At 62.2% G+C, this 25,265-nt stretch carries 27 protein-coding genes; 4 read left to right on the plus strand and 23 right to left on the minus strand.

All coding sequences use genetic code 11. The features are described from left to right. Positions 1 to 121: 121 nt before the first annotated feature. The 23 genes from KGA83_RS13640 to cbiE form a co-directional block, all read right to left on the minus strand. The gene (locus KGA83_RS13640; RefSeq protein ID WP_108218464.1) at positions 122 to 427 is read right to left on the minus strand and encodes an urease subunit beta; all 306 of its coding nucleotides are present in this window, start codon (positions 425 to 427) and stop codon (positions 122 to 124) included. Then, positions 427 to 960 carry a GNAT family N-acetyltransferase gene (locus tag KGA83_RS13645; protein ID WP_108218465.1) on the minus strand — a complete coding sequence of 178 codons (534 nt, stop codon included), beginning with the start codon at positions 958 to 960 and terminating at the stop codon, positions 427 to 429. Before KGA83_RS13645 ends, KGA83_RS13640 begins: the two co-directional genes overlap by 1 nt. Positions 961 to 966: 6 nt before the next feature. Then, positions 967 to 1,500 carry a GNAT family N-acetyltransferase gene (locus KGA83_RS13650; protein ID WP_223529897.1) on the minus strand — a complete coding sequence of 178 codons (534 nt, stop codon included), beginning with the start codon at positions 1,498 to 1,500 and terminating at the stop codon, positions 967 to 969. A gap of 9 nt (positions 1,501 to 1,509) precedes the next feature. After that, a complete protein-coding gene (gene ureA, locus KGA83_RS13655; protein ID WP_108218467.1) occupies positions 1,510 to 1,812 on the minus strand; it encodes an urease subunit gamma in 303 nt (100 codons plus the stop codon). A 97-nt stretch (positions 1,813 to 1,909) separates the two neighbouring features. Further along, the gene (locus KGA83_RS13660; protein WP_223529898.1) at positions 1,910 to 2,749 is read right to left on the minus strand and encodes an urease accessory protein UreD; all 840 of its coding nucleotides are present in this window, start codon (positions 2,747 to 2,749) and stop codon (positions 1,910 to 1,912) included. Positions 2,750 to 2,779: 30 nt separating this feature from the next. Continuing rightward, positions 2,780 to 3,478, minus strand: coding sequence for an urea ABC transporter ATP-binding subunit UrtE (urtE, locus tag KGA83_RS13665; protein WP_060542795.1), 699 nt, complete (start codon positions 3,476 to 3,478; stop codon positions 2,780 to 2,782). Between the two features lie 131 nt (positions 3,479 to 3,609). Beyond that, a complete protein-coding gene (gene urtD / locus KGA83_RS13670) occupies positions 3,610 to 4,479 on the minus strand; it encodes an urea ABC transporter ATP-binding protein UrtD (protein ID WP_108218470.1) in 870 nt (289 codons plus the stop codon). Further along, complete coding sequence (gene urtC / locus KGA83_RS13675) at positions 4,476 to 5,555, minus strand: urea ABC transporter permease subunit UrtC (protein ID WP_223529899.1); 1,080 nt, start codon at positions 5,553 to 5,555, stop codon at positions 4,476 to 4,478. The genes urtD and urtC overlap by 4 nt, the downstream gene beginning before the upstream one ends. Further along, a complete protein-coding gene (gene urtB, locus KGA83_RS13680) occupies positions 5,555 to 7,057 on the minus strand; it encodes an urea ABC transporter permease subunit UrtB (RefSeq protein ID WP_223529900.1) in 1,503 nt (500 codons plus the stop codon). Before urtB ends, urtC begins: the two co-directional genes overlap by 1 nt. A gap of 163 nt (positions 7,058 to 7,220) precedes the next feature. Continuing rightward, a complete protein-coding gene (urtA, locus tag KGA83_RS13685) occupies positions 7,221 to 8,486 on the minus strand; it encodes an urea ABC transporter substrate-binding protein (protein WP_223529901.1) in 1,266 nt (421 codons plus the stop codon). Between the two features lie 228 nt (positions 8,487 to 8,714). Further along, the gene (locus KGA83_RS13690; protein WP_223529903.1) at positions 8,715 to 9,725 is read right to left on the minus strand and encodes a FecCD family ABC transporter permease; all 1,011 of its coding nucleotides are present in this window, start codon (positions 9,723 to 9,725) and stop codon (positions 8,715 to 8,717) included. Next, entirely contained in the window at positions 9,722 to 10,681 is a 960-nt protein-coding gene (locus tag KGA83_RS13695; protein WP_108218475.1) for an ABC transporter substrate-binding protein, read from the minus strand. The genes KGA83_RS13690 and KGA83_RS13695 overlap by 4 nt, the downstream gene beginning before the upstream one ends. After that, positions 10,678 to 11,466, minus strand: a complete 789-nt coding sequence (locus KGA83_RS13700; RefSeq protein ID WP_108218476.1) for an ABC transporter ATP-binding protein — start codon at positions 11,464 to 11,466, stop codon at positions 10,678 to 10,680. Before KGA83_RS13700 ends, KGA83_RS13695 begins: the two co-directional genes overlap by 4 nt. Before the next feature lie 155 nt (positions 11,467 to 11,621). Continuing rightward, a complete protein-coding gene (locus KGA83_RS13705; protein WP_223529904.1) occupies positions 11,622 to 13,001 on the minus strand; it encodes a PepSY-associated TM helix domain-containing protein in 1,380 nt (459 codons plus the stop codon). 107 nt (positions 13,002 to 13,108) lie between these two features. Further along, positions 13,109 to 15,226: a TonB-dependent copper receptor gene (locus KGA83_RS13710; protein ID WP_115947741.1), complete on the minus strand. Its 2,118-nt coding sequence runs from the start codon at positions 15,224 to 15,226 to the stop codon at positions 13,109 to 13,111. A 108-nt stretch (positions 15,227 to 15,334) separates the two neighbouring features. Continuing rightward, positions 15,335 to 15,784: a DUF2946 domain-containing protein gene (locus KGA83_RS13715; protein WP_108218479.1), complete on the minus strand. Its 450-nt coding sequence runs from the start codon at positions 15,782 to 15,784 to the stop codon at positions 15,335 to 15,337. Positions 15,785 to 15,805: 21 nt separating this feature from the next. Next, a complete protein-coding gene (locus KGA83_RS13720; RefSeq protein WP_108218480.1) occupies positions 15,806 to 16,285 on the minus strand; it encodes a copper chaperone PCu(A)C in 480 nt (159 codons plus the stop codon). 47 nt (positions 16,286 to 16,332) lie between these two features. After that, complete coding sequence (locus KGA83_RS13725) at positions 16,333 to 16,731, minus strand: DUF2946 domain-containing protein (protein ID WP_108218481.1); 399 nt, start codon at positions 16,729 to 16,731, stop codon at positions 16,333 to 16,335. Positions 16,732 to 16,831: 100 nt separating this feature from the next. Then, positions 16,832 to 17,122 carry an addiction module antidote protein gene (locus tag KGA83_RS13730; RefSeq protein ID WP_007994260.1) on the minus strand — a complete coding sequence of 97 codons (291 nt, stop codon included), beginning with the start codon at positions 17,120 to 17,122 and terminating at the stop codon, positions 16,832 to 16,834. A gap of 3 nt (positions 17,123 to 17,125) precedes the next feature. Continuing rightward, entirely contained in the window at positions 17,126 to 17,428 is a 303-nt protein-coding gene (locus tag KGA83_RS13735) for a type II toxin-antitoxin system RelE/ParE family toxin (protein WP_108218482.1), read from the minus strand. A 202-nt stretch (positions 17,429 to 17,630) separates the two neighbouring features. Next, positions 17,631 to 18,347, minus strand: coding sequence for a cobalt-precorrin-6A reductase (locus KGA83_RS13740; RefSeq protein WP_108218483.1), 717 nt, complete (start codon positions 18,345 to 18,347; stop codon positions 17,631 to 17,633). Next, complete coding sequence (locus tag KGA83_RS13745; RefSeq protein ID WP_108218484.1) at positions 18,344 to 19,441, minus strand: cobalt-precorrin-5B (C(1))-methyltransferase; 1,098 nt, start codon at positions 19,439 to 19,441, stop codon at positions 18,344 to 18,346. Before KGA83_RS13745 ends, KGA83_RS13740 begins: the two co-directional genes overlap by 4 nt. Beyond that, positions 19,434 to 20,645 (minus strand): precorrin-6y C5,15-methyltransferase (decarboxylating) subunit CbiE, encoded by a 1,212-nt coding sequence (gene cbiE, locus KGA83_RS13750; protein ID WP_108218485.1) that lies wholly within the window; start codon positions 20,643 to 20,645, stop codon positions 19,434 to 19,436. Before cbiE ends, KGA83_RS13745 begins: the two co-directional genes overlap by 8 nt. Before the next feature lie 168 nt (positions 20,646 to 20,813). On the opposite strand from cbiE, the gene cobG reads away from it, so the two are divergent. From cobG to cobJ, 4 genes are read left to right on the plus strand one after another with little or no spacing between them, the layout of a single operon-like run. Next, entirely contained in the window at positions 20,814 to 22,136 is a 1,323-nt protein-coding gene (gene cobG / locus KGA83_RS13755; RefSeq protein ID WP_108218486.1) for a precorrin-3B synthase, read from the plus strand. Next, positions 22,129 to 22,755 (plus strand): precorrin-8X methylmutase, encoded by a 627-nt coding sequence (locus tag KGA83_RS13760; protein ID WP_108218487.1) that lies wholly within the window; start codon positions 22,129 to 22,131, stop codon positions 22,753 to 22,755. Before cobG ends, KGA83_RS13760 begins: the two co-directional genes overlap by 8 nt. Continuing rightward, the gene (locus tag KGA83_RS13765) at positions 22,755 to 23,486 is read left to right on the plus strand and encodes a precorrin-2 C(20)-methyltransferase (protein ID WP_108218505.1); all 732 of its coding nucleotides are present in this window, start codon (positions 22,755 to 22,757) and stop codon (positions 23,484 to 23,486) included. Before KGA83_RS13760 ends, KGA83_RS13765 begins: the two co-directional genes overlap by 1 nt. Continuing rightward, positions 23,486 to 25,189, plus strand: coding sequence for a precorrin-3B C(17)-methyltransferase (gene cobJ, locus KGA83_RS13770; RefSeq protein ID WP_223529906.1), 1,704 nt, complete (start codon positions 23,486 to 23,488; stop codon positions 25,187 to 25,189). The genes KGA83_RS13765 and cobJ overlap by 1 nt, the downstream gene beginning before the upstream one ends. Positions 25,190 to 25,265: the final 76 nt, after the last annotated feature.

Here is a 25,265-nt window from a genome sequence, read left to right on the forward strand (position 1 = left end):
CGGAACGCCGCATCGCAGCTCCTACAGGGGGAATGGATTTCGCCGCAATAGCGGTGTTGGAATGCGATTCCCTGTAGGAGCCGGCTTGCCGGCGAAGGGGCCGGTACTGGCGCTGCATGACTTAGAGATCACCCATGATCCGCCCGGCAAAGCCGAACACCCGGCGATGCCCGGCCAGGTCCACCAACTCGACCTCGCGACTCTGCCCCGGTTCGAAACGCACCGCCGTGCCGGCCGGGATGTTCAGGCGCATGCCGCGACTGGCAGCGCGGTCGAACGTCAGGGCATCGTTGGTTTCGAAAAAGTGGTAATGCGAGCCGACCTGGATTGGCCGGTCGCCACTGTTGGCCACCTTGAGGCTGAGGGTGCGCCGGCCAGCGTTGAGCTCGATCTCGCCGGGCTGGATCTGGTATTCACCGGGAATCATCAATGGGCTCCTTGGAGAATCTTGTAGTAGAGGGCAGTCGGCTTGTAGCGGCCACTCGGGTCGCAGGCGTAGTCGGGGATTTCACCGGCGCGGGTATAGCCCAGCGATTGGTAGAAGGCTTCGGCGGGCGAGCCGGCCTCGGTGTCGAGATAAAGCATGCCGCGCTTGTGCTGCAGGGCTGCCGCCTCCAGCGCGCTCATCAGTTGCTGGCCCAGGCCGCGACGCCGCGCATGTTCGCGCACCAGCAGCTTCTGCACTTCGGCACGGTTCAGGCCGTTGGCTTTCTGGCACAGACTCAGTTGCACACTGGCCTGCACCTGCTCGTCCTTGACCACCACCCACAGCAACACATTGCCCTTGTTCAGGTTCTCCTGAACCTCATCGAAATACGCACGCGCCTGGGTGGCATCGAGTTCAGCCATGAAGCCGACACTGGCGCCATAGCCGACGGCATCGAGCAGCAGGTCGATCAGGCCCTGACGATAATGCGCAAAGCTTTCTACGTTGACGCGTCGCAGTTGGGCGGCGTTCATCGGGGATTACTCCTGGTTGATGCTTGGCGGCTGCGCGCCGGGATTCAGGGTCAGTTGCATGAAGGTCAGATCCAGCCAGCGGCCAAACTTGGTGCCGACCTGCGGCATTTGCCCGGTGGTGATAAAGCCGATGCGCTCATGCAAGCGAATGGAGGCAGCGTTACCGCTTTCGATAGCCGCGACCATCACGTGCTTGCCGCAGCCTTTGGCGCGTTCGATCAGCGCTTGCATCAATTGCGGGCCGAGGCCGTTGCCGCGCTGGTCGCTGCGCACATAGACCGAGTGCTCGACGGTGTGGCGGAAACCGTCGAAGGGCCGCCAGTCGCCGAACGAGGCGTACCCGAGCACCGTGTCGTCGGCATCGACGATCACCAGAATCGGATAAGCCTGGGATTGCCGGGCGCTGAACCAGGCCTGACGGTTGTCGAGGTCGACCGCGTGCTCGTTCCAGATCGCCGTGGTGTTGAGCACCGCGTCGTTGTAGATGTCGCGGATGGCCGGCAGATCGGCATGCACGGCATCGCGGATGTGGTAAGTCATGGCGCGGCCTCAGGCGATGGGTTGGTGGACGGTGACCAGTTTGGTGCCGTCGGGGAAGGTGGCCTCGACCTGGACTTCCGGGATCATTTCCGGGATTCCTTCCATCACTTGTTCGCGGGTCAGCAGGGTGGTTCCCAAGTGCATCAGCTCGGCCACCGTCTGCCCGTCGCGTGCGCCTTCAAGCAGCGCGGCGCAGATGTAGGCCATGGCTTCCGGGTAATTGAGTTTCACGCCGCGAGCCAAACGCCGCTCGGCCACCAGGCCGGCGGTGAAGATCAGCAGCTTGTCTTTTTCGCGTGGGGTCAGGTCCATCGTTGAGAATCCATATTAGGCTGTTGAAAAGGTCTTGAATTTGTCAGGCCGCCCTCCTGTAGGCGACCCGACAAGCCAGCTCCTACAGGAATCGGTGTCAGGTGTTCCATATTCGGGGTGGCACGGCCTCGCGACCGAGCAACGCCGGCCTGAGCAATCGCCACAAATCAATCAGCCATCCCCGCGCCAACAGCGCCTCACTGGCCAGGCATCGGGCAACCAGCAACCCCGGCAATTGGGTCAAATCCCCGCGCACGTCGTTGGGCAGCGAGCGGCAGGTTTCCAGCAGTTCGCTATCGATCTCACCCGTCACCAACAACGTCGCAAACACCGGTTGCCCGTCCAGCCCGATGGGTGAATCGAGCAAGCCGTCCGCCCCGACAACGCGCTGGCGTTCATGCCAGAGCAACTGGCCGTCGCGGCAGATATCCAGATGTGCCTGGAAGTGCCCAAGGTCGAAGCGCTCGCCACTGGCCGGCCGGCCCAGCGCCACGACGTCCCAATAGAACAGCCGTGCATCGCTTTCAAGGTCGATGCAGGTGCTGAGTTCAGCCTGGGCCGCGCTGAAAATGATCGTCTCCTGGGGCAGCCATTCCAGAGTCGCACCGGCTGCCACCTTCAACTTCAGCTGCTGATAGGCGGGGCCGGCGGCGCGATACCACTTGGCCGCGCCGGGGCTGGTGATCTGCGCCCAGGCATCGCGCTCGACGCGGGCTGAAATATCCAGCCGATCACCGCCGGCAATCCCGCCTGGCGGGTGGACGATGATGTGTTGGCAGACTTCAGGCCCTTCGGCATACAGATGCTTTTGTACCCGCAGCGGACCCAAGTGGCGGCGCTGGATCGGACGTGTGCTATCGCCGAAGCGGGCGTAACCCAGCTCCAGCTCGGCGTGCCAGCTCGGGGTGAACAGCGTTGTTTGAGCAGGTAAATTCATGATTTCTGATTATCGTCAGGACACTACAGATTAGATCGTAACCAGACCGCGCACACCTTCGGCTTCCATATTCTCTCCGCGACCCTGTTGCACGATCTCGCCTCGGGACATCACCAGGTACTGGTCAGCCAGTTCGGCTGCGAAATCGTAGAACTGCTCCACCAGCAGAATCGCCATGTCACCCCGTGCGGCGAGTTTTTTGATCACGGCACCGATCTCCTTGATTACCGACGGCTGGATGCCTTCGGTGGGCTCGTCGAGGATCAGCAGACGAGGGCGGCTGGCCAGCGCCCGACCAATGGCCAGTTGCTGTTGCTGGCCACCGGACAGGTCGCCGCCGCGCCGTTGCTTCATTTGCAGCAGCACCGGGAACAGTTCGTAGATGAAGGCAGGGACTTCCCTGGCTTCGCTGCCGGGAAAACGCGACAGCCCCATCAGCAGGTTTTCTTCCACGGTCAGGCGGCCGAAGATTTCCCGGCCCTGCGGTACGTAAGCGATGCCGGCATGCACACGCTGGTGCGGCTTGAACGTAGTGATCGGTTTACCTTCCCAGTTCACTGCGCCTTCCTTGGCCGGCAGCAAACCCATCAGGCACTTGAGCAGGGTGGTCTTGCCCACGCCGTTACGCCCGAGCAGGCAGGTGACTTCACCGACTTTCACGTCAAATGTCAGACCGCGCAGGATGTGGCTTCCGCCGTAGTACTGGTGCAGCTTGTCGACTTGCAGCATTCCAAAATTCTCCTCAGATCCCTTGTAGGAGCGAGCTTGCTCGCGATGAGCCAGAGATCGACGCGTACATTCAGGCAGCCCGCGTCATCGTTAACCTCCATCGCGAGCAAGCTCGCTCCTACAAAGAGCAATCAGCGACCGAGATAAACCTCGATCACCCGCTCGTTGTCCTGCACCTGCTCCAGTGACCCTTCGGCCAGCACACTGCCCTGATGCAGCACAGTAACGTGGTCGGCAATCGAACCGACGAAGCCCATATCGTGCTCGACTACCATCAGCGAGTGCTTGCCGGCCAGGGTCTTGAACAGCTCGGCGGTGAATTCGGTTTCGGCGTCGGTCATGCCCGCGACCGGTTCATCGAGCAGCAGCAATTGCGGGTCCTGCATCAACAACATGCCGATCTCCAGGAACTGCTTCTGGCCGTGGGACAACAGGCCCGCCGGGCGATTGACCGAGGAGGTCAGGCGAATGGTCTCCAGCACTTCGTCGATGCGGTCTTTCTGCTCGCCGTTCAAGCGCGCCCGCAGGCTGGCCCAAACGGATTTGTCGGTTTTCTGTGCCAGTTCCAGGTTCTCGAACACCGTCAGGGCCTCGAACACCGTCGGCTTCTGGAACTTGCGGCCGATACCGGCCTGGGCGATCTGCACTTCGCTCATTTGCGTCAGGTCCAGGGTTTCGCCGTACCAGGCCTTGCCGTGACTGGGACGGGTCTTGCCGGTGATCACGTCCATCAGCGTGGTCTTGCCCGCGCCGTTGGGGCCGATGATGCAACGCAGTTCGCCGACGCCGATGTACAGGTTCAGGCTGTTCAGTGCGCGGAAGCCGTCGAAGCTGACGCTGATGTCTTCCAGGGTCAGGATGGTGCCGTGACGGGTGTTGAGGCCGGGGCCGACACGCTGGCCGAGGCCGATGGCATCGCGGCTGCTGCCTGCGTCCTTGTTGGGCTCTACAGGAAAAAAAGCCGGTTCGAGCATGAATTCAGCGGTTGCAGTGACTCTCATTGCTCACCTCTTTTCTTCAAGAGACCGATCACGCCTTTGGGTAGATACAGGGTCACGATGATGAACAACGCGCCGAGGAAGAACAGCCAGTACTCGGGGAACGCCACGGTGAACCAGCTCTTCATGCCGTTGACCACGCCGGCGCCGAGCAGCGGACCGATCAAGGTGCCGCGCCCACCGAGAGCCACCCAGACTGCCGCTTCGATCGAGTTGGTCGGCGACATTTCGCTCGGGTTGATGATGCCGACTTGCGGCACGTACAACGCACCGGCCAGACCGCACAACACCGCGCTCAATACCCAGACGAACAGCTTGAAACCGCGCGGGTCGTAGCCGCAGAACATCAACCGGTTTTCCGCATCGCGCAGCGCGGTCAGGACCCGGCCGAACTTGCTCTGCGCCAGGCGCCAGCCGATGTACAGGCTCGCCACCAGCAACAGCACAGTGGCGAAAAACAGCACGGCGCGGGTACCTGGTTCGGTGATGCCAAAGCCAAGAATCGTGCGGAAGTTGGTGAAACCGTTGTTGCCGCCGAAGCCGGTTTCATTGCGGAAGAACAACAACATGCCGGCGAAGGTCAGGGCCTGGGTCATGATTGAGAAATACACGCCCTTGATCCGCGAACGAAAGGCGAAGAAGCCGAACAGCAACGCCAGCAGCCCCGGCGCCAATACCACCAGGCACAGGGTCCAGAGGAAGCTGCTGGTGCCGGTCCAGAACCATGGCATTTCGGTCCACGACAGGAACGTCATGAACGCCGGCAAACCATCGCCCGAGGCCTGGCGCATCAGGTACATGCCCATGGCATAACCACCGAGGGCGAAGAACAGGCCGTGGCCGAGGGACAGCAGGCCGGCGTAACCCCACACCAGATCGAGCGCCAGGGCGACGATGGCGTAGCAAAGGATCTTGCCCACCAGTGTCAGTGTGTAGGCCGAAACGTGAAACGTGCTGTCGGGCGATAACAGCGATAGCAGCGGTAACGCCAGCAGCACAACGAGGATCACTGCACCTACGGCAATCGAGACTTTGGGGCCGGCTTTTTGGGTCGCGGTAACGAGCAGGGGCTGGTTCATCAGTCGATCACCCGTCCTTTGAGTGCGAAGAGGCCTTGCGGACGTTTCTGGATGAACAGAATGATCAGCGCGAGGATGAGGATCTTGCCGAGCACGGCACCGATCTGCGGTTCGAGAATCTTGTTGGCGATCCCTAAGCCAAACGCCGCCAGTACGCTACCGGCCAACTGACCGACGCCGCCGAGCACCACCACCAGGAAAGAGTCGATGATGTAACTCTGGCCGAGGTCCGGGCCGACGTTGCCGATCTGGCTCAGGGCCACGCCACCGAGGCCGGCGATGCCCGAGCCGAGGCCGAAGGCGAGCATGTCCACGCGCCCGGTCGGGACGCCGCAGCAGGCGGCCATGTTGCGGTTCTGGGTGACTGCGCGCACGTTGAGACCCAGGCGAGTCCTGTTCAGCAACAGCCACGTGAGCACCACCACAAACAAGGCAAAGGCAATGATGACGATGCGGCTATAGGGCAGCACGAGATTGGGCAGTACTTGAATTCCGCCCGACAGCCAGGCCGGGTTGGCCACTTCGACGTTCTGGGCGCCGAACACCAGTCGAACCAGTTGGATCAGCATGAGGCTGATGCCCCAGGTGGCGAGCAGGGTTTCCAGTGGACGGCCATAGAGGTGGCGAATCACCGTACGCTCCAGCGCCATGCCGATGGCAGCGGTGACAAAAAATGCCACCGGCAACGCGATCAGCGGATAGAACTCGATGGCCTGCGGGGCGAAGCGCTGGAACATCAACTGCACCACGTAGGTCGAGTAGGCGCCGAGCATCAGCATCTCGCCATGGGCCATGTTGATCACGCCGAGCAGGCCGAAGGTGATCGCCAGACCGAGGGCGGCGAGCAGCAGAATCGATCCCAGGGACATGCCACTGAAGGCCTGCCCCAGGAGCTCGCCGACCAACAGTTTGCGTTTGACTTGAGCGAGGCTGGTTTCAGCGGCGGTACGTACATTCGCGTCGGTTTCAACGCCCGGCTCCAGCAGGTTTTCGAGACGGGTGCGGGCCAGCGGCTCGCCGGTTTCGCCGAGCAGGCGCACAGCGGCGAGGCGCACGGCCGGATCTGCGTCCACCAATTGCAAGTTGGCCAAGGCGAGGCTCAATGCCGCGTGAACACCTTCATCCCGTTCGCCAGCGAGCTGCTGGTCGAGGAATTTCAACTGCGCCGGTTTGGCGCTTTTCTGTAAATGCTGCGCAGCCACCAGACGAGTTTTGGCGTCGGCGGCGAGCAACTGATGGCTGGCCAGCGCGGTGTCGATCAGCCCCCGCAGGCGGTTGTTCAGGCGCAGAGTTTTCGGTTGGCCGTCGAGGGTCAATTCGCCTTGTTGCAGGGCATTGATCAACTCGATACGGGCTGGGTCGGGCTGCGCGGCCCAGGTTTCCAGCAACTTGGCCTGCTGCACGGGATTGGCGGCGACGAAGTCTTCGGCGTCACCGGCGTGGGCGGCCATCGGCAATAAAAGTGCGATGGCAAGGAAAAAGCGGTAAAGGGCGGTGGGCATGTCAAATGTCCTGGTGATACGCGGACCTTGTAGGAGCTGGCTTGTCGGGTCGCCGCATCGCAGCGAAGGCGTACTGACTGACGCCAAAGGCTTCGCTGGCAAGCCAGCTCCTGCAGGATTTGTGTCGGGCCGAGCAATGTCGTGCTGCTCGACACCCAATGACTCAGTTGCTCTTCACCGCATACTCCGGCTTCTTGTCGTTACCCGGGATGAACGGACTCCACGGCTGGGCGCGGATTGGCCCTTCTGTCTGCCACACCACATTGAACTGACCGTCGGCCTGGATCTCGCCGATCATCACCGGCTTGTGCAGGTGGTGGTTGGTCTTGTCCATGGTCAGGGTGTAACCGGACGGCGCGGCAAACGTCTGGCCGGCCAGGGCTTCGCGGACTTTGTCGACGTCGGTGGATTTGGCTTTTTCCGCCGCTTGCGCCCACATGTGGATGCCGACATAAGTGGCCTCCATCGGGTCGTTGGTCACCGCCTTGTCGGCGCCCGGCAGGTTGTGTTTCTTCGCGTAGGCTTTCCAGTCATCGACGAACTTCTTGTTCACCGGGTTCTCGACCGATTCGAAGTAGTTCCACGCCGCCAGGTTGCCCACCAGTGGCTTGGTGTCGATGCCGCGCAGTTCTTCTTCGCCGACCGAAAACGCCACGACCGGAACGTCGGTGGCTTTCAGGCCCTGGTTCGCCAGTTCTTTGTAGAAAGGCACGTTGGAGTCGCCGTTGACGGTGGAGATAACCGCTGTCTTGCCACCGGCCGAGAACTTCTTGATGTTGGCGACGATGGTCTGGTAGTCGCTGTGGCCGAACGGGGTGTAAACCTCTTCGATGTCCTTGTCGGCCACGCCTTTGGAGTGCAGGAACGAACGCAGGATCTTGTTGGTGGTGCGCGGGTAGACGTAGTCGGTGCCGAGCAGGAAGTAGCGCTTGGCGCTGCCGCCTTCTTCGCTCATCAAGTATTCAACGGCAGGGATCGCCTGCTGGTTCGGCGCGGCGCCGGTGTAGAACACGTTTGGCGACATCTCTTCACCTTCGTATTGCACCGGGTAGAACAGCAGGCCGTTGAGTTCTTCGAATACCGGCAGCACCGATTTGCGCGACACGGAAGTCCAGCAACCGAACACCACGGCGACCTTGTCCTGGGTCAGCAACTGACGACCCTTCTCGGCGAACAGCGGCCAGTTCGATGCAGGGTCGACTACCACCGGCTCGAGCATCTTGCCGTTCACGCCGCCCTTGGCGTTGATCTCGTCGATGGTCATCAGTGCCATGTCTTTCAACGACGTTTCGGAGATCGCCATGGTCCCGGACAACGAATGCAGAATACCGACCTTGATGGTCTCGGCGGCCTGGACAGTCCAGGTCATGCCCATCGCGGCAATGGATGCCGTGAGTGTGAAAGCCTTGATCAAACTGCGACGCTTCATTGTGCGATCTCCATGAACTTATGAGTTTTCTTGGTTGGCAGATGCGGACTACTGAAGGTGTGTTTTGCAAGGGCTGTGCCCGGTCGATAAAAGACAGGGGAATGTCGTTCTAGAGCGGTTGCACGGTTTTACAGCGCACCATGAGGGGACGGCTTGCGTGCACTGGTGCGCCGGCATGCGCCACATTGGGGCGAGCAGGCTCGCTCCTACAGTTTGGGATGTGGTGAATCAGCGACGTCGCATCAGGCCGATGAAGAACAACCCGCCAATCGCCGCAGTGGCAACACCGATGGGCAAGTCTTCGGGGGCGATCAGAGTCCGGGCGGCGACGTCGACCCAGACCAGAAACACGCTGCCGAGCAATACGCACACCGGCAGCAATCTTCGGTGTTCAGCCCCGACCAGACGCCGCGCAATGTGCGGCACCATCAGCCCGACAAAACCGATCGAGCCGCTGATCGACACCAGCACCCCGGTCATCAATGACGCAATCAGAAACACTCGCAGGCGCACAGTGCGTGCATTCAGGCCCAGGGTCACCGCTGTCTGCTCGCCGGCCATCAGCGCATTGAGCGGTCGCGCCATGCCCAGCAGCAATACCAGCCCGAGCAACACACAGGCTGTCGGCACTGCCAGCAGCTCCCAACGGGCCAACCCGAGCCCGCCGAGCATCCAGAACATCACCGCCGAACTGGCTCGATGGTCGCCCATGAACAGCAGCAGATTGGCAATCGCCATCATCACGAACGACACCGCCACGCCGCACAGCAGCAAGCGGTCACTGTCGAGGCGACCGTGGCGACTGGCAATCAACAGCACCACCAGCATGCTCAGCAATGCACCGATGAATGCCGCAATCGGCAAGGTCAGCAGGCCAACGATTTCACCGACATGCAGCACCACGATCACCGCGCCAAGTGTGGCCCCGGACGTCACGCCGAGCAGGTGCGGGTCAGCCAACGGGTTGCGTGTGACCGCTTGCAGCACCGCGCCGATCAACGCCAGGCCGGCGCCCACCAGCGCGCCGAGCAGCATGCGCGGCACACGAATCAGCCAGACGATATGTTCCTGTCCGGGGTTCCAGTCCGGCACACCGAAACCGAACAGCTTGTGCAACAGGATGCGCCACACCAAATCCAGCGGCACCCGCGCCGGGCCGAAACCCAGGGACACCACGCACGACACCAGCAACAGGGCGCCGAGGGCGATCAGCAACAGGACGTAGCGACGGTTGATCATTCGCCGTGGAAACCCTTGGCCAGGGTGGCGACCGCGAGCACGTTATCGATCCCCGGCGTGGCCTGCACGTAAGGGATGACGATGAAGCGCCGGTGCTTGATGGCGTCCACCGAGTGCAGGGCCTTGTTGCCCAGCAGGAATTGAATCTTCTGTTCGGCAGTTATTTCGCTGTAGTCGACGATCACGATCACCTGCGGGTTACGCTCGACCACGGTTTCCCAATTGACCCGGGTCCAGCTCGCGTCGACATCCTCCAGGACATTGCGCCCGCCAGCGGCATCGATCAGCGCTTGCGGCATGCCCAGTCGTCCCGAGGTCATGGCCCGGTCTTCGCCGCTGTCGTACAGGAAGACCCGGGGTTTTTCCGCGGGCAGGTCTTTGCGAATATTCGCGACTTGCGCCTGCATGTTCGCGATCAGGGCATTGGCGCGGTCCTGCACATCGAAGATTCTGCCGAGGTTGCGCAGGTCGTTGTAGGTGTCGTCGAGGCTGGCCGGTGGGCGCTTCATTACGAAGGCGCAGGATTCGCTCAGCTCATACACATTGATGCCCAGCGGTTGCAGGGTTTGTGGCGTGAGGTCGCCGCCGATACGCATGCCGTAGTCCCAGCCGGCGAAGAAGAAATCGACGTTGGCATTGAGCAGGGTTTCCACCGACGGGTACTTGGCCGCGAGTTCCGGCAGGCCTTCGAGAATGCTCTGCATCTCGGGCGTCACGGCCTTCCAGCCACTGATGCCGCTGTAACCGGCCATCTGCGGCTTGAGGCCGAGGGCGAGCATCATCTGGGTCATGTTGATGTCGTGGCTGAGGGCGTGTTGCGGTGCCTGCTTGAAGGTCACCTCGCGGTTGCAGCTTTTGATTGTCAGCGGGTAACGGGTGGCTTCGGCCAATGCCTGGGCGCTGCCCAGCAGCATCACGAGAGGGAGGCAGGAGCGCAGCAGGGAACGCAAAGTCATGGTTGGGTTATCCAGGTGATTCGTGGGTAGCCGTGCAGTGGATGTTCATCGATCAGTGCTTCGACGCCGAACACATTGCGCAACAGCGCAGCGCTCAGGACTTCTTTCGGTATGCCGCTGGCGACGATACGGCCATGGTTGATCACGTACAGCCGGTCACAAAAAGCCGCCGCCAGATTGAGGTCGTGGATGCTCGCCAGGGTGCCGATGTTCAAGCGCTTGACCAACTGCAAAAGCTCAAGCTGATAACGCGGGTCGAGGTGGTTGGTCGGTTCGTCGAGGATCAGCAATTGTGGTTGCTGGGCCAGGGCGCGGGCGAGGATGACCCGCTGTTTTTCACCACCGGAGAGAGTGGCGAACCCGTGGTCTTCGAAGCCCTTGAGGCCGACGGATTCCAGGGCCTGATTGATCAGGTCGCGGTCTTCAAGGGTGTCGCCATCGAACAAGCCTTTGTGCGGCGTGCGGCCCATGGCGACCACTTCCTCAACGGTCAGGCCGAAGGCATCAGGAAACTCCTGCAACACCACGGCGATGCGTTGCGCACACCAGCGCGAGGATTGTTTCCAGACGTTCTGGTGATCGAGCCTGACCTCGCCGCTTTCCGGTCTGTTGAAGCGCCAGGCACATCGCAACAGGCTGGTCTTGCCGCTGCCATTGGGACCGATCAGCCCAACGAACTCACCGGCGGCCACGTGTAGCGAGGCGTCACGCAGCTGGAACTGGTGGTGGCAATGGCCGTGGCCCAGTGGGGACCAGGTGAGGTTTGTGAGGTTCAGCGAGGTCATGCAGTGGCTCTTGAGTGATGCCAAGGGCCCCATCGCGAGCAAGCTCGCTCCCACAGGTCTTACGCTATCCCTGTGGGAGCGAGCTTGCTCGCGATGGGGCTGAGGTGATGCGCGGGGAGTTTACAGTGCCTTTCGCCCGGCGCATCTCGCCTGTTTCATGATGAAGATGAGGCGCTCTCAGTCTGCCGGGTGAAGCGCGACAACAGCACACGATCGAGCACCCACACCGCCACCAGCGAAGCACCCACCAACGGGAAGACCACTGCCAGGGCGAACATGATCAGCATCGCGGTTTTCCATTTCGGCAGGTCGTGGCGCAGCGGCGGCACGCCGAGTTTTCCTTGCGGGCGGCGTTTCCACCAGATCACCACGCCGCTGACCGCGCTGAGCAAAATCATCAGGCAGATCAGCAACACGACGATCTGGTTGAACACACCGAACATCTTGCCCTCGTGCAGCATCACGCCGATTTCCGTGGCGCGGGCGACGCTGCCGTACTGCTCGAAACGTACATCGGCCAGGACCTTGCCGGTGTATTGATCGATGTGCAGCGTGGCGTCATTGCGCGGGTCGTCGGCGAATACGGCGATGGTGAACACGCCGGTTGCAGTGGTCGGCAGGGTGATGCTGTAACCCGGTTCGACCTTGCGTTCGCTGGCGATGTTTTGTACGTCCTGCAGGCGGATGGTCGGCGAGGCCGGGCCGGCCGCTGCACCGTCGTGGGCCATGTGCTCGGCATGGTCGCCGGACATCGGCATCGGCGTGTTTTCCATGGCCCACGGCACGGTCTGGCGGGTGGCGGTGTTGAGGCTGCGCGCCTCGATATCGGACTTCGGCACGTCATCCCACATGGCGGCCGGGAACACGTTCCATACTTCGGCGTATTGCTTGCCCCAGAAGCCGGTCCAGGTCATGCCGCTGAGCAGCATCACCAGCAGCAGGGAAGCGCCCCAGAACCCGGTGACCGCGTGCAGGTCGCGCCACAATACGCGACCACGACTGTTCAGGCGTGGCCACAAAATGCCTGCCGCCTGACCGCGCGGCCACCACAGGAAGATGCCGGACACCACCAGCACCACGCCCCAACCGGCGGCCAGTTCGATCAGCCGATCGCCAATGGTGCCGATCATCAACTCGCCGTGAATCGACCGGGCGATGGCTTGCAGGTTCTTCTTGGCGTCTTGCTCGCCGAGGATGTCGCCGTGGTACGGATCGACGAAAACATTCAGCTCCTTGTCTTCGTTGAGCACGACAAACTGCGCGCTGCGCTCGGCGTTGACCGGTGGCAGGTACTGGGTGACCTGGCCTTGTGGATAAGCTGTTTTCACCCGTGTCAGCAGGTCGTCGGCCGGCACGGTGTGATGACCGGCCGGAACGTTGAGCAGGCTGCTGTACATCAGCGAGTCGAGCTGCGGTTTGAACAGGTAGACGGTGCCGGTCAGGGCCAGCATCACCATGAATGGCGCAACGAACAATCCGGCATAGAAATGCCAGCGCCAGGCCAGGTTGTAGTAATTCACTTTGGGCTGTTTCATCACGAGTGCTCCGCTTGGCTGGATCTTTTAGTTGTTTGTTTTGCGGTTGCTGCGCAACCGTTCGCGGGCAAGCCCGCTCCCACAGAGGGAGCGGGTGCCCTCAAGGGTTAGAAACTCATATCCACCTTGGTCCAGAGCGTTCGCCCCGGTTCCTTGATGGCCTGCGGGTCATTGGCCGGGTAGCCGAAACCCGCATTGCCGGCCAGGTTCAAGTGCTCGGCGTAAGCCTTGCCGAACAGGTTGTCGACGCCGCTGCTGACCTTCCAGTTGCTGTTGATCCGATAGGCACCGTTGAGGGAGAACACGCCGAAGCCCGGCGTCTTGCCGAAATCCTTGCCGACCACGTTGCCCTTGTTCTGGTCGATGCGGTTTTGCGCGGCGACCACTCTCCACAGTGCGCCGGCGCTCCAGTTGTCTTCGCTGTAGGTCAGGCCGAAACGGGCATCCAGCGGCGGCATCTGCGGCAATGCACTGCCATCGCTGCTGTTCTTGCCCCAGGCGTAGGCCAGGGTCGCGTCGGCTTTCCAGTTGTCGGTGAGGTTGTAGGCGGCGCCCAATTCGCCGCCCATGATTCGCGCGTCGATGTTTTCGGCTTGCGAGGTCGTACCCATCATCGTCGGGGTGTAGTTGAACAGGATGTAATCGCGCACCTGCCCGACGTAAGCCGAGGCCCAGGCTTCGAGGTCTTCGGTCTTGTATTGCAGGCCGAAATCGAGCTGGGTGGTTTTTTCCGGTTTGATCGAATCGAAGGCATTCAACGAACCGGCGGGGCCGGACTTGGGTGAAAACAGCTCCCAGTAATCCGGGAATCGCTGGGTGTGACCGAGGCCGGCATACAAGGTTGTCGGGCTATCGGCCAGGTCATGCTCGTAGCGGATGAAACCGCTCGGCAGGGTATCGGCGCGGGTGTCGTCGGTGGTCGGATTCGGGCGGGTCATCATGCCCGAGCCGATGGTCTGCCGAAAATCCTTGGCCGAGGCGCGGTCCAGGCGTGCGCCGCTGATCAGGCGGTCACGGTCGGCGGCGTACCAGGTCAGTTCGCCGAACACGCCGTAGTTATGGAAGTCGGCATCCTTGGTGTACGGCAGGTCCTTGTAGGTGTCGACACCCATGGCGCTGCGCTGGCGATGTTCGTTGGTCTGCGCGTCGATGCCGCTGATCAGTTGTACATCAGCCCAGCGCCAGGTGGCCTTGACCCGGGCGCCGAGGGTGCGGCGGTCGACGTTGGAGGCCATGGGCCCGGCCATCATCCCGGTACCGGACGGCGTGCGCAGGGTGTAGTTGTCCATCACATGGTCGGCGTAGTTGTAGTAGACCTGCGCCTCGACCTTATCCAGTACCTCGCCGATGTTGGACTGCTCAAATCGCAGGCCGAGGCTCTCGCGCAGGAACTGCGAACCGTCCATGCCGCGCCCGGCGTAGCGGGCTTCGCCATCGCCACGGCCGGCGGTCAGTTCCAGCAAGGTGTCGGTATTCGGCGTCCAGCCGACGGCCACGTCACCGTTCCATTTGTCATAGCGCGACGCCACGGTGTCGTTGTTGCCGTCCTGGTAGTCGTCGGAGTGCGCGGTGTTGCCGATGACCCGCACATAACCCGATTGTCCACCGGCTGCGGCGTCCACCAGTTTGTCGAAGCGACCGTAGGAGCCAGCCAGTACGCTGGCGTTGACCCGCGTGCCGAGTTCGCCGAAGTGCTCCGGCTCGCGGTCGAACAGGATAGTGCCGGCCGAAGAACCCGGTCCCCACAGCACGGTTTGCGGGCCTTTGATCACGGTGAGCTTGTCGTAGGTTTCCGGCGAGATGTAGGAGGTCGGGGCGTCCATCCTCCCCGGGCAGGCGCCGAGCATCATGCTGCCATTGGTGAGGATGTTCAGCCGCGAGCCGAACATGCCGCGCAGCACCGGGTCACCATTGGTGCCGCCATTGCGCACCATGGCGAAGCCCGGGATGGTTTTCAGGTAATCGGCACCGTCGCTGGCCGGCACCGGTTGGCGCGGTTCCTTGGGGTTGGTGACGATGGTCAATGGCGAACTGGGGGCAACGGCGGTAATCACTGTCGGGCTCAGTTCTTCACTGTGACTGGCATGCTCATCGGCGAGCGCAGAGGGCGCGAGCAATGCACCGCACAGGATTGCGGTGGCGTGCCTGAAACGAACGCCGGATTCGTTCAGGGCAAAAGAGGCTTGGGCAGGGCTCAAGCAAGGGACAGCAGAAAACCTGGACATGACAATTTCCATCGAACAGTCGTAAACGACACGGCCGGCAGCCTGCGCAATCCCTGTGGGATTGAGCGTTGGCTGTCTTGCGGACCGTGTGAAATCAGAAGTGAGTGTTTACGCGACGACGGGTGGGGCGCGGGTGCGAGCGCCGGGGAAGAAGGTTTGCCGGGCATGGCCCAGGCGTGGGGAAGGCGTGGTGAAGGTGTTGACGGGCGAGATGACGAAGTTGGCGAAAGACACGCCACCGGTCAGCGCCGGGCAATTGAAGAGCAGGCTGCAATAGCCGCACTTTTCCCATAGCGCATGGTGCCCCGGGGCTGGCGGGCAATGCTCGGCAGTGGCTTGCGTTCCATGGTCGGCATGCTCCATCGCCGACATGTCCATGTCCATGCTCATACCGGCAGGCATGGTCATCGACATGGCGCGCGAATCCATCGGCATCGACTGAGAGATCAGCGGACCGATAAAGATCATCAGCATGGCGAACAGGCTGATCCAGCTGCCGCGTGTCAGGCTCAATGCTTGACTGCGTGGCCTGGATGACCTGGCGCTAAGCGGGCGCATGGGCGTTTTCAGTTCAGGCGATCAAGGCTTGTGCACGTGCGCTTGCATGGTATCCGGCGCCTGCTTCTGCACCGCGACTTCGACCGTCACGTCACCGGACTTCTCGAAGTGCAGCGTCATGGGGAAACGCTTGCCGTCAACCAGCAGGCTGCGGTCCTTGAGGCCCAGCAACATCACGTGATAAGCCATCGGTGCGAAAGTGACCTCACCTCCGGCGGGCACTTCCACGCTCGGTACGTGCTGCATTTTCATCACGTCGCCTTGCATCACGTGCTCATGCAATTGCGCTTCGTCCGCAATGGGGGTGTCGACGCTGAGCAGGCGGTCGGCGGTCTTGCCTTCATTGCTGATCACGAAATACGCCGCAACGGTGGGCGCGTTGGGCGGCAACTCCTGGGACCACGGATGCGCGATTTCCAGTTCGCCGACTTTGTATTCGTGGGCATTGGCAAAGCAGGCAGGCAGCAGCAACGCGGCCAGAACGATGAGTTTGTTCAACATGGCAGTTCTCCGGAACGATTTAAAACGCAGTCAATTGCGAGAAAAAATCACACCAGAGGGGACGCGCGGGGGTTGAGACTCGGCCATTGCTGGCGCGGTGACGGGCTGTCGAGCGAGGTGGCGGGCAGGCTTCGGTTGGACTCGAAGCGGGCGAAGTACAGCTGCGGTGAATGCCCCGGCAACGCCACCAATGGCGCAGAACCGGAGCAGCACCAACAATGCTGCATGTTGGAATGATCGTCGTTTTTCGGGGTTTTCTGTTCAAGGTCCCCGATGGAAATCGCCACCATCCTGGTGCCGCTGGAGCTGCAGAAACTGCCCCACAACAACTGTTCGGCAGGTGAGTTAGCCGTTTGTGCCATCGCTCCGGACATCGGCATGGCGAGCATGTTGAACAGCACTGCGAAGCAGGCTATCCAGGCAATTGCGAGCCGTTGTCGGGACATGGGACAAAATCCGTTTGGGTGGGCGATCAGGCGCGGGCTATTTAGCCTGATCAGGGCCGATAAGTAAAAAGGCGGCATGCGGTCTGGTGTCGCAGCGTAATCAGACAGCGATGGCATGCAAGCGCAGACCCAAGGCTTTCATAACTTTCATGATAGTCGCGAATTCCGGATTGCCACTACTGCTCAGCGCTTTGTAAAGACTCTCGCGTCCCAGACCGGCATCACGGGCGATTTGTGTCATGCCCTTTGCTCGGGCGATATCGTTGAGCGCTGCACGTATCAGCACGCCGTCTCCGGCATCTTCTTCAAAGCAGGCATCCAGATAAGCCGCCATTTCCTCCGGAGTTTTGAGAAACTCGACGGCATCAAAACGGGTAAATTGTTCGGCCATGATTTACTCCTCATTACCGATATTGTGTGCCATTTGAATAGCACGTTTGATATCTCGTTTTTGAGTCGACTTGTCACCCCCGATCAACAGCAAGTAAATCACCTCATCTCTGCGAGTGAAGTACATCCTGTAGCCTGGGCCGTACTGAACGCGCATCTCATAAACCGCAGCACCTACAGATTCACAATCACCAAAATTTCCATACTCGGCTGCCCGGAGTCTGGCGATTATTCGAGCTTTGCCGATGGTGTCCCTCAGCGAGTTGAGCCAGTCAGCAAATACTTGGGATCGCTCAAATTCGATCATGTTGAATCGTATTCCTTGGGATACAGGGTGGCAAGCGGCACTTTCTTTTGGGCGAGACCATTCATCCCTGTGGATGTTGGGTGCGCTTGATTGGTTCAGGGGGGAGGCGAACTATAGGATTGAGGCCGTAGAGTCGATAGCCAGCTTCGTCTGAGAATGCTGCCAGCGGAATCGCAAGGTTTAGCAGGTCTTAGGAATAGTCCTACACTGGTAGGGCACCCAGCATATCTGCCACTGAGCCAAACTCCCGTTCCACACTTGGCAATTCGGGGCGCTTCAAGACAATCACCGGCACACCACGCTCACGCGCCACTTCCAGCTTCGGCTCGGTCGCCGTGCTGCCGCTGTTCTTGCTGATCAGCACGTCGATGTTTCGCCGCTCGAACAACTCACGTTCATCGTCGATCAGGAAGGGCCCACGTGCGCCGATCACTTCACAGCGCTCGTTGCCCGGATACACATCCAGTGCGCGCAGGGTCCAGAATTGCTCCGCCGGAATTTCATCCAGGTGCTGCAGGGGCTCGCGACCGAGGGTGAACAGCGGTCGACGGAAGGGTTTCAGGGCTTCGATCAATTCGGCCCAATCGCTGACTTCCCGCCAGTCATCCCCCGCCTGGGCCTGCCAGGCCTGTCGCCGTAGCGCCCAGCAGGGAATGCCGCTCAAGCGCGCGGCGGTCGCGGCGTTCTGGCTGATTTGGGCGGCGTAGGGGTGAGTGGCATCGAGCAGCAGATCGATGCCTTCGTCGCCAATGAATTGCGCCAGGCCCTCGGCACCGCCGTAGCCGCCGACGCGAACCTGGCATTGCAGGTCCGTCGGCACCCGACCGACACCAGCCAGGCTATAGATGTGCTGCGGTCCCAGCGTGCGGGCAATGGCCATGGCTTCGGTCACGCCGCCTAGCAGGAGAATGCGCTTCATTGAAAGGCTCCCGCATGACCAACGATCCCGCCCTGGCGATCGATGGCAAAGACCTCCACTTGAACCTGCGCCGGCACCACGCTGCGGGCAAAGTCCAGGGCATGCTGACAGACTGCATCACCCAGGGCGACCCCGGCTGCAGCGGCCATGGCCAATGCCTGCTGGCTGGTGTTGGCCTCGCGGATGCTCTGCTGCAACGCCACATCGGCGCCGACCTGTGCCGCCCATAGCGCCAGTTGCGGCAGGTCGATGCTCGAATGGCGACTGTGCAAATCCATGTGCCCGGCCGCCAGTTTGCTGATCTTGCCGAAACCACCGCACAGGCTGAGTTTTTCCACCGGTACTTTACGCAGGTGCTTGAGCACGGCGCCAACGAAGTCGCCCATTTCGATCAGGGCGATTTCCGGCAGGTTGTAGACCCGGCGCATGGTGTCTTCGCTGGCGTTGCCGGTGCAGGCGGCGATGTGCAGGTAACCGTTGGTTTTCGCCACGTCGATGCCCTGGTGGATCGAGGCGATGTAGGCCGCACAGGAAAACGGCCGGACGATGCCGCTGGTTCCGAGTATCGACAAGCCGCCAAGAATGCCCAGGCGCGGGTTCATGGTTTTCAATGCCAGCGCCTCGCCGTTCTCGACATTGACCGTGACCTCGAAGCCGCCGCTGTAGCCGAGTTCATCGGCCAGTCGGGCCAGGTGTTCGCTGATCATTTTGCGCGGCACCGGGTTGATCGCCGGTTCGCCGACACCCAGCACCAGCCCGGGCCGGGTCACTGTGCCGACGCCGCGGCCGGCCTTGAAGCGAGTCCCGGGTTCGCTACTCAGACGCACCTGGGAGTAGAGCAGGGCACCGTGGGTCACGTCCGGATCGTCACCGGCGTCTTTGAGGGTTCCGGCTTCGGCGCCGTCCTCGGTGAGGCGGCAGAACTCCAGGCGCATCTGCACCTGCTTGCCCTTGGGCAACACGATTTCCACTGCATCGGCCGATGTGCCATCCAGCAGCAGACGCGCGGCGGCGAGGCTGGTGGCCGTGGCGCAACTGCCGGTGGTCAGGCCGCTGCGCAGTGGTGCGGGTTGTTCGGCGGTTTCGTCACGCATCGAAGGGTTTCGTCACATCCAGCAAGGTAATCGGCAAGGCCTGGCGCCAGGTGTCAAAGTCGCCCAGCGGTTGTGCCTGGGCGATATGAATGCGCGTCAACTCCCCGCCGTGTTGCTCGCGCCAGGCCATCAGGGTCATTTCACTTTGCAGGGTGACTGCGTTGGCAATCAGCCGGCCCCCGGGTTTGAGTTCGGCCCAACAGGTATCGAGCACGCCTTCGCGGGTGACACCGCCGCCGATGAAAATCGCCTCCGGTCGCTCCAGCCCGGCCAGGGCCAGCGGCGCACTGCCGCGAACCAGTTGCAGGCCGGGAACCCCGAGCGCATCGCGGTTGTGTTCGATCAACGTTTGTCGGCCCGCATCCGCCTCGATGGCCAGTGCGCGGCAACTGGGGTGTGCGCGCATCCATTCGATGCCGATCGAGCCGCTGCCGGCGCCGACGTCCCACAACAGTTCGCCAGGGACCGGGGCCAGGCGCGCGAGGGTGATGGCGCGCACATCGCGTTTGGTCAGTTGGCCGTCGTGCTGGAAGGCCGAGTCCGGCAGGCCGGCCAGTCGCGACAGCCGCAGCGTGTTCGGCTCGGCGACGCACTCGATGGCGATCAGGTTCAGGTCGGCGATCAGCGGATCGTTCCAGTCGCTGGCGATACCGTCGATACGCCGCTCGGCTTCACCGCCCAGGTGTTCCAGCACGGTGAGACGGCTAGGGCCGAAGCCATGTTCGCGCAACAGGGCCGCGATGGCGGCGGGGCTGCGGCCGTCGTTGCTCAACACCAGCAAACGCACGCCACTGGACAAGTGGGCGTTGAGTGCGGCGCAAGGCCGGGCCACCACGGACAGTGTGACCACCTCCTGCAAGGGCCAACCCATTCGTGCAGCGGCCAGCGAGCAGGAGGACGGTGCGGGAAGCGTCAGCATCTCGACTGCGGGGAGTTGCCGGGCGAGGCTGGCGCCGACGCCGAAGAACATCGGGTCGCCACTGGCCAGGACGCAGACGGGTTCGCCACGCTGCGACAGCAGCGACTCCAGGCAGAAGGGACTTGGCCACGGCTGGCGCTCGCCGCGTATGCACGGCGGGAGCAAATCCAGATGCCGCTGGCCGCCGAAGATTTTCGAGGCGCGCAACAGTGCATGCCGGGCGTTCTTGCCCAGGCCCTTGAAACCGTCTTCGCCGATGCCTACTACCGTCAGCCAGGGTGTCATGCCGTTCCTCAATCACGCGTTCAACGTTGTTGGGCGGCATGATAGCGCGGGTTCCTTGAGCTGACTGCCTTCTCTTCCCGACCGGAGTCTTTTCATGCAGCGAAGCAAAGCAGGCATAATACCGCGCACTTTCGCCGTGAATCGCCTCGCCACCTGAACGGGTCCGCCTTGAACGAACGTCCGCTGTCCTCTGCCTTACGCCCCTCGGCCTGCCCGGGGTTGCTGCGTATTGTGCCGGCACTGGACGGCGGCATCTGCCGGATCAAGTTGAGCGGTGGTTCGATCAGCAGCGACCAGGCAGAGGTCGTAGCGTCTGCGGCCGAGCGTTACGCCAGCGGAGCGATCGAGGCGACCAACCGGGCCAACCTGCAGATCCGCGGCATTGGCAGCGAACAAGCGGCGTTGATCGACAGCCTGCTGGCCGCCGATCTGGGGCCGCAGAACGCGGCCGGCGACGATGTGCGTAACCTGATGCTCAGCCCCGGCGCCGGGATCGACCTGCGCATGCTGTTCGACACTCGCCCGCTGGCAGGGCAGATCCTCGCCACACTGCAAGGCCACGAAGCGTTCCACGACCTCAGTGCCAAGTTCGCCGTGCAGCTCGATGGCGGTGAAGACCTGGCGATGCTCGAACATCCCCATGACCTGTGGCTCTCGGCGTTTGAGCAAGATGGCGAGCGACGGCTGGCGTTCGGTCTGACGGGATGCCCGACGGACAGCCCCGCCGGTTCGGTTGCGCTGGCTGACGGGTACGCTCTGGTGGTCGCGGTCCTTGAATTGTTCCTTGAACTGGCGCGCCCCGAGCAGACGCGGATGCGCCATCTACTGACCGGGTATTCGGTCGAGGACGTTCTGCTTCGGTTGGCTGAGCGAGTGTCGATGCAAGCGGTTGTCGGCTGGCAGCGGGTTTCGGGCTCCAGTGATGTGCACATCGGCGCACATCCCCAGGCCGAGCCGGGTGTTGTCTATGTGGGGGCTGTCCCGCCGCTGGGTCGGCTCGATCCGACGATGCTGCGGGGTGTGGCGCAACTGGCACGCGAGTTCGGTGATTCCAGCCTGCGCTTCACACCCTGGCAAAGCCTGCTGCTGCCCAATGTCCACGCGAAAAACGCCGCCGAGGTCATTCGACAATTGCATTGCCTGGGCTTGCAGTGCGAAGCCGATCAGCCATTGTCCCGGTTGATCGCCTGCACCGGTTCCAACGGTTGCGCCAAGGGGTTGGCCGAGACCAAGGGTGATGCCCTGAAATTGGCCGAATTGCTGCAGAGTCTTGGACAAGCGCCGAACGTACATTTGAGCGGTTGCCCGCGTTCTTGCGCCGCCGCGCATACGGCGCCCGTCACCTTGCTGGCCGTCGCCCCCGGTCACTACGATCTCTATTTACGCGATGCAGCGCAGCCGGGTTTCGGCGCGCTACACGCACGCAACCTTACTATTGAAGCGGTCGCGGCCTTGCTCGACGCCCGCTCACGGAGCCCCATTGATGCTTGATTACATCCGCGACGGTCAGGAGATCTATCGCAACTCCTTCGCGATCATTCGCGCCGAGGCCAACCTCGACCGCATCCCGGCCGATCTGGAGAAACTCGCGGTGCGTGTGATCCACGCCTGCGGCATGGTCGAGGCCATCGACGGTTTGCAGTTTTCCGAAGGCGCGGGCAAGGCGGGGCGCGATGCGCTGGCAGCCGGTGCGCCGATCCTGTGCGATGCGCGGATGGTCTCCGAAGGCGTGACCCGCGCACGCTTGCCGGCGAACAACCAGGTGATTTGCACCCTGCGCGATGACAGTGTTCCAGCACTGGCTCGCGAGCTGGGCAACACCCGCTCCGCCGCCGCGCTGGAACTGTGGCGCCCGCACCTGGAAGGCAGCGTGGTGGTCATCGGCAACGCCCCGACGGCGCTGTTTTATTTGCTGGAGATGCTCGACGCCGGTGCGCCGAAACCGGCGCTGATCCTCGGTTTTCCAGTGGGCTTCGTCGGCGCAGCCGAATCCAAGGCAGCGCTGGCGGCTGACAGCCGTGGAGTGCCTTTTGTCATCATGCAGGGTCGCCTGGGCGGTAGCGCCATGGCCGCCGCCGCCGTCAATGCCCTCGCCACGGAGATCGAATGATGCAGCAACCTGGACGTTTGATCGGCCTTGGCGTCGGCCCCGGTGATCCGGAACTGATTACCGTCAAGGCCCTGCGGTTGCTGCGCGAGTCGCCGGTGGTGGCGTACTTCGTCGCCAAGGGCAAGAAGGGCAACGCCTTCGGCATCATCGAAACGCATCTGCAAGAAGCGCAGAATCTGTTGCCGCTGGTGTACCCGGTGACCACCGAAGCCTTGCCGGCACCGTTGTCCTATGAGCAAGTGATCAGCGACTTCTACGATGACGCTGCGCAAGAGCTGGCCACGCATCTCGACGCGGGCCGTGATGTGGCGGTGATCTGCGAGGGTGATCCGTTCTTCTACGGCTCCTACATGTACCTGCACGACCGGCTCGCCGAGCGCTATCAGGCTGAAGTCGTGCCCGGTGTGTGTTCGATGCTGGGTGGCGCCTCGGTGCTCGGTGCACCGCTGGTGTATCGCAATCAGAGTCTGTCGGTGCTGTCCGGCGTACTGCCGCACGACGAACTCAAGCGTCGCCTGGCCGATGCCGATGCGGCGGTGATCATGAAACTGGGGCGCAACTTTCCCAAGGTCCGCCAGGTGCTGGAAGAACTCGGCCTGGCCGAGCGTGCGCTGTACGTCGAACGCGCGACCATGGCCAATCAGAAAATTGTGCCGCTGGATCAGGTTGAGCCGATGTCCTCGCCGTATTTCTCGTTGATCATCGTTCCCGGCGAAAGGTGGCAAGGCTGATGACCCGTCCAGTTCCGGCGATTGTCATTCTCGGCAATGGCAGCCTCGCTACCGCACGCAGCATTCAGCAGGTGTACCCCGAAGCCCTGATCCATGGCCTGGCCGAACGGGTCGAAGGCGCGGATCGGGTCTATCACGAATTCGGTGCAACCCTGCGCGAACTCTATCAACAGGGCACGCCGATCATTGCCCTGTGCGCGGCCGGGATCGTGATCCGCACGCTGGCGCCCTTGTTGCTGGAAAAGGGCGCCGAGCCACCGGTATTGGCGGTGGCTGAAGACGGTAGCGCCGTGGTTCCACTGCTGGGTGGTCTCGGTGGGGTGAATGTGATGGCGCGGGAGATTGCCGCGGCACTGGAAGTTTCTGCGGCGATCACCACCAGCGGCGAGTTGCGTTTCGGCACGTGCCTGCTCAATCCGCCCAGCGGCTATGCCCTGGGCGATCTGGAACTGGGCAAGCGTTTCGTTTCCGATTTGCTGGCCGGTGAAACGGTGCGCATCGAAGGTGCGGCTCCGTGGCTGGCGCAGGCGCAATTGCCCGAAGACGCACAGGCCCGATTGGCGGTGCATGTCAGTCATGCCGAGCGGACTCCTGCAGCCAATGAATTGTTGATCTACCCACGCAATGTGGTGGTCGCTGTGGATGCTGGCCTGGTGAACGTCGCGGCGGCGGTGCGCGAGGCGTTGCATCAGGCAACAATCGCCGTGCAGTCGCTGGCTTGCCTGCTGGCCGCCGACACCGAAATGGCCAGTTCGGGGTTGCGCGAGGCGGCGCTTGAATTGGGCGTGGCGTTGCGTTTTGCCGGCGCTGAGAAGGCGCTTGGCGAACGTCTGCGTACTGCCATAGGCCAGCCCGTTTCCCTGCTGGGTAGCGACACCGTTGCCATTGCGGTGGCAGAGCAGCCGCTGGACCCATTGCAGATCGGCCGCCCGCGTGGACGGCTGGCGGTGATCGGCCTCGGGCCGGGCGCTGCTGAACTGATGGTGCCGGCAGTAAAGGCTGAACTGGCTCGCGCAACCGACGTGCTGGGCTACGAAACCTATGTGCGCATGGCCGGGCCGTTTCGCGCCGATCAAGTACTGCATTGCACCGACAACCGCGAAGAGATGCAACGCGCCCGCCACGCCTTCGAACTGGCGGCTCAGGGGCGCTCGGTGGTGGTGGTTTCCTCGGGGGATCCGGGGGTTTTCGCCATGGCCGCGGCGGTGCTGGAGGCGCTGCACGAGTCCATCGACGTCCATTGGCACAACGTTGATCTCGAGATCCTGCCGGGCGTCTCTGCTTCGCTGGCGACTGCCGCCCAGGCCGGCGCGCCGCTGGGACATGACTTCTGTGTGCTGTCGCTGTCGGATAACCTCAAGCCCTGGGCAATCATCGAGAAACGCCTGGACCTGGCCGCTCAAGCCGATCTGGCGCTGGCCTTCTACAACCCGATCTCGCGTTCTCGTCCGTGGCAATTGGGCCAGGCACTGGACATTGTCGCCCGACACCGCGTACCCGAGACGCCTGTGGTGTTAGGCCGGGACATCGGGCGTCCGGGGCAGACGCTGCGGGTTACCACCCTTGGCCAGTTGACCCCGGATCAGGTCGACATGCGCACCATGGTATTGATCGGCTCATCCACCACCTGCTCTTTCCCTCGTCCTGAGGGGGGCGAATGGGTCTACACGCCGCGTTGGTATGGCGAAAAACCCGCTTCCTGAATCAAGACGCCTCTTTGGAGGCGTTTTTTTTTCGAAGTATTCTGCATGAGCAAGTTTCTGGGTTGTGGGTTTTTTG

This window comes from Pseudomonas sp. GL-R-19 (genome assembly GCF_019956375.1).
In the GTDB taxonomy this organism is placed as follows: Bacteria; Pseudomonadota; Gammaproteobacteria; order Pseudomonadales; family Pseudomonadaceae; genus Aquipseudomonas.

What these genes read in the sequence shown, in the direction of transcription:
- KGA83_RS13735 (WP_108218482.1), bottom strand. Translation starts at nt 17,428, where the DNA reads ATGATCGAATTTGAGCGATCCCAAGTATTTGCTGACTGGCTCAACTCG.
- ureA (WP_108218467.1), bottom strand. Translation starts at nt 1,812, where the DNA reads ATGGACCTGACCCCACGCGAAAAAGACAAGCTGCTGATCTTCACCGCC.
- urtB (WP_223529900.1), bottom strand. Translation starts at nt 7,057, where the DNA reads ATGCCCACCGCCCTTTACCGCTTTTTCCTTGCCATCGCACTTTTATTG.
- KGA83_RS13710 (WP_115947741.1), bottom strand. Translation starts at nt 15,226, where the DNA reads ATGTCCAGGTTTTCTGCTGTCCCTTGCTTGAGCCCTGCCCAAGCCTCT.
- KGA83_RS13645 (WP_108218465.1), bottom strand. Translation starts at nt 960, where the DNA reads ATGAACGCCGCCCAACTGCGACGCGTCAACGTAGAAAGCTTTGCGCAT.
- KGA83_RS13660 (WP_223529898.1), bottom strand. Translation starts at nt 2,749, where the DNA reads ATGAATTTACCTGCTCAAACAACGCTGTTCACCCCGAGCTGGCACGCC.
- urtD (WP_108218470.1), bottom strand. Translation starts at nt 4,479, where the DNA reads ATGAGAGTCACTGCAACCGCTGAATTCATGCTCGAACCGGCTTTTTTT.
- urtE (WP_060542795.1), bottom strand. Translation starts at nt 3,478, where the DNA reads ATGCTGCAAGTCGACAAGCTGCACCAGTACTACGGCGGAAGCCACATC.
- KGA83_RS13740 (WP_108218483.1), bottom strand. Translation starts at nt 18,347, where the DNA reads ATGAAGCGCATTCTCCTGCTAGGCGGCGTGACCGAAGCCATGGCCATT.
- urtC (WP_223529899.1), bottom strand. Translation starts at nt 5,555, where the DNA reads ATGAACCAGCCCCTGCTCGTTACCGCGACCCAAAAAGCCGGCCCCAAA.
- cbiE (WP_108218485.1), bottom strand. Translation starts at nt 20,645, where the DNA reads ATGACACCCTGGCTGACGGTAGTAGGCATCGGCGAAGACGGTTTCAAG.
- KGA83_RS13700 (WP_108218476.1), bottom strand. Translation starts at nt 11,466, where the DNA reads ATGACCTCGCTGAACCTCACAAACCTCACCTGGTCCCCACTGGGCCAC.
- KGA83_RS13640 (WP_108218464.1), bottom strand. Translation starts at nt 427, where the DNA reads ATGATTCCCGGTGAATACCAGATCCAGCCCGGCGAGATCGAGCTCAAC.
- KGA83_RS13765 (WP_108218505.1), top strand. Translation starts at nt 22,755, where the DNA reads ATGCAGCAACCTGGACGTTTGATCGGCCTTGGCGTCGGCCCCGGTGAT.
- KGA83_RS13715 (WP_108218479.1), bottom strand. Translation starts at nt 15,784, where the DNA reads ATGCGCCCGCTTAGCGCCAGGTCATCCAGGCCACGCAGTCAAGCATTG.
- KGA83_RS13650 (WP_223529897.1), bottom strand. Translation starts at nt 1,500, where the DNA reads ATGACTTACCACATCCGCGATGCCGTGCATGCCGATCTGCCGGCCATC.
- KGA83_RS13690 (WP_223529903.1), bottom strand. Translation starts at nt 9,725, where the DNA reads ATGATCAACCGTCGCTACGTCCTGTTGCTGATCGCCCTCGGCGCCCTG.
- KGA83_RS13725 (WP_108218481.1), bottom strand. Translation starts at nt 16,731, where the DNA reads ATGTCCCGACAACGGCTCGCAATTGCCTGGATAGCCTGCTTCGCAGTG.
- cobJ (WP_223529906.1), top strand. Translation starts at nt 23,486, where the DNA reads ATGACCCGTCCAGTTCCGGCGATTGTCATTCTCGGCAATGGCAGCCTC.
- KGA83_RS13745 (WP_108218484.1), bottom strand. Translation starts at nt 19,441, where the DNA reads ATGCGTGACGAAACCGCCGAACAACCCGCACCACTGCGCAGCGGCCTG.
- urtA (WP_223529901.1), bottom strand. Translation starts at nt 8,486, where the DNA reads ATGAAGCGTCGCAGTTTGATCAAGGCTTTCACACTCACGGCATCCATT.
- KGA83_RS13695 (WP_108218475.1), bottom strand. Translation starts at nt 10,681, where the DNA reads ATGACTTTGCGTTCCCTGCTGCGCTCCTGCCTCCCTCTCGTGATGCTG.
- KGA83_RS13720 (WP_108218480.1), bottom strand. Translation starts at nt 16,285, where the DNA reads ATGTTGAACAAACTCATCGTTCTGGCCGCGTTGCTGCTGCCTGCCTGC.
- KGA83_RS13760 (WP_108218487.1), top strand. Translation starts at nt 22,129, where the DNA reads ATGCTTGATTACATCCGCGACGGTCAGGAGATCTATCGCAACTCCTTC.
- KGA83_RS13730 (WP_007994260.1), bottom strand. Translation starts at nt 17,122, where the DNA reads ATGGCCGAACAATTTACCCGTTTTGATGCCGTCGAGTTTCTCAAAACT.
- KGA83_RS13705 (WP_223529904.1), bottom strand. Translation starts at nt 13,001, where the DNA reads ATGAAACAGCCCAAAGTGAATTACTACAACCTGGCCTGGCGCTGGCAT.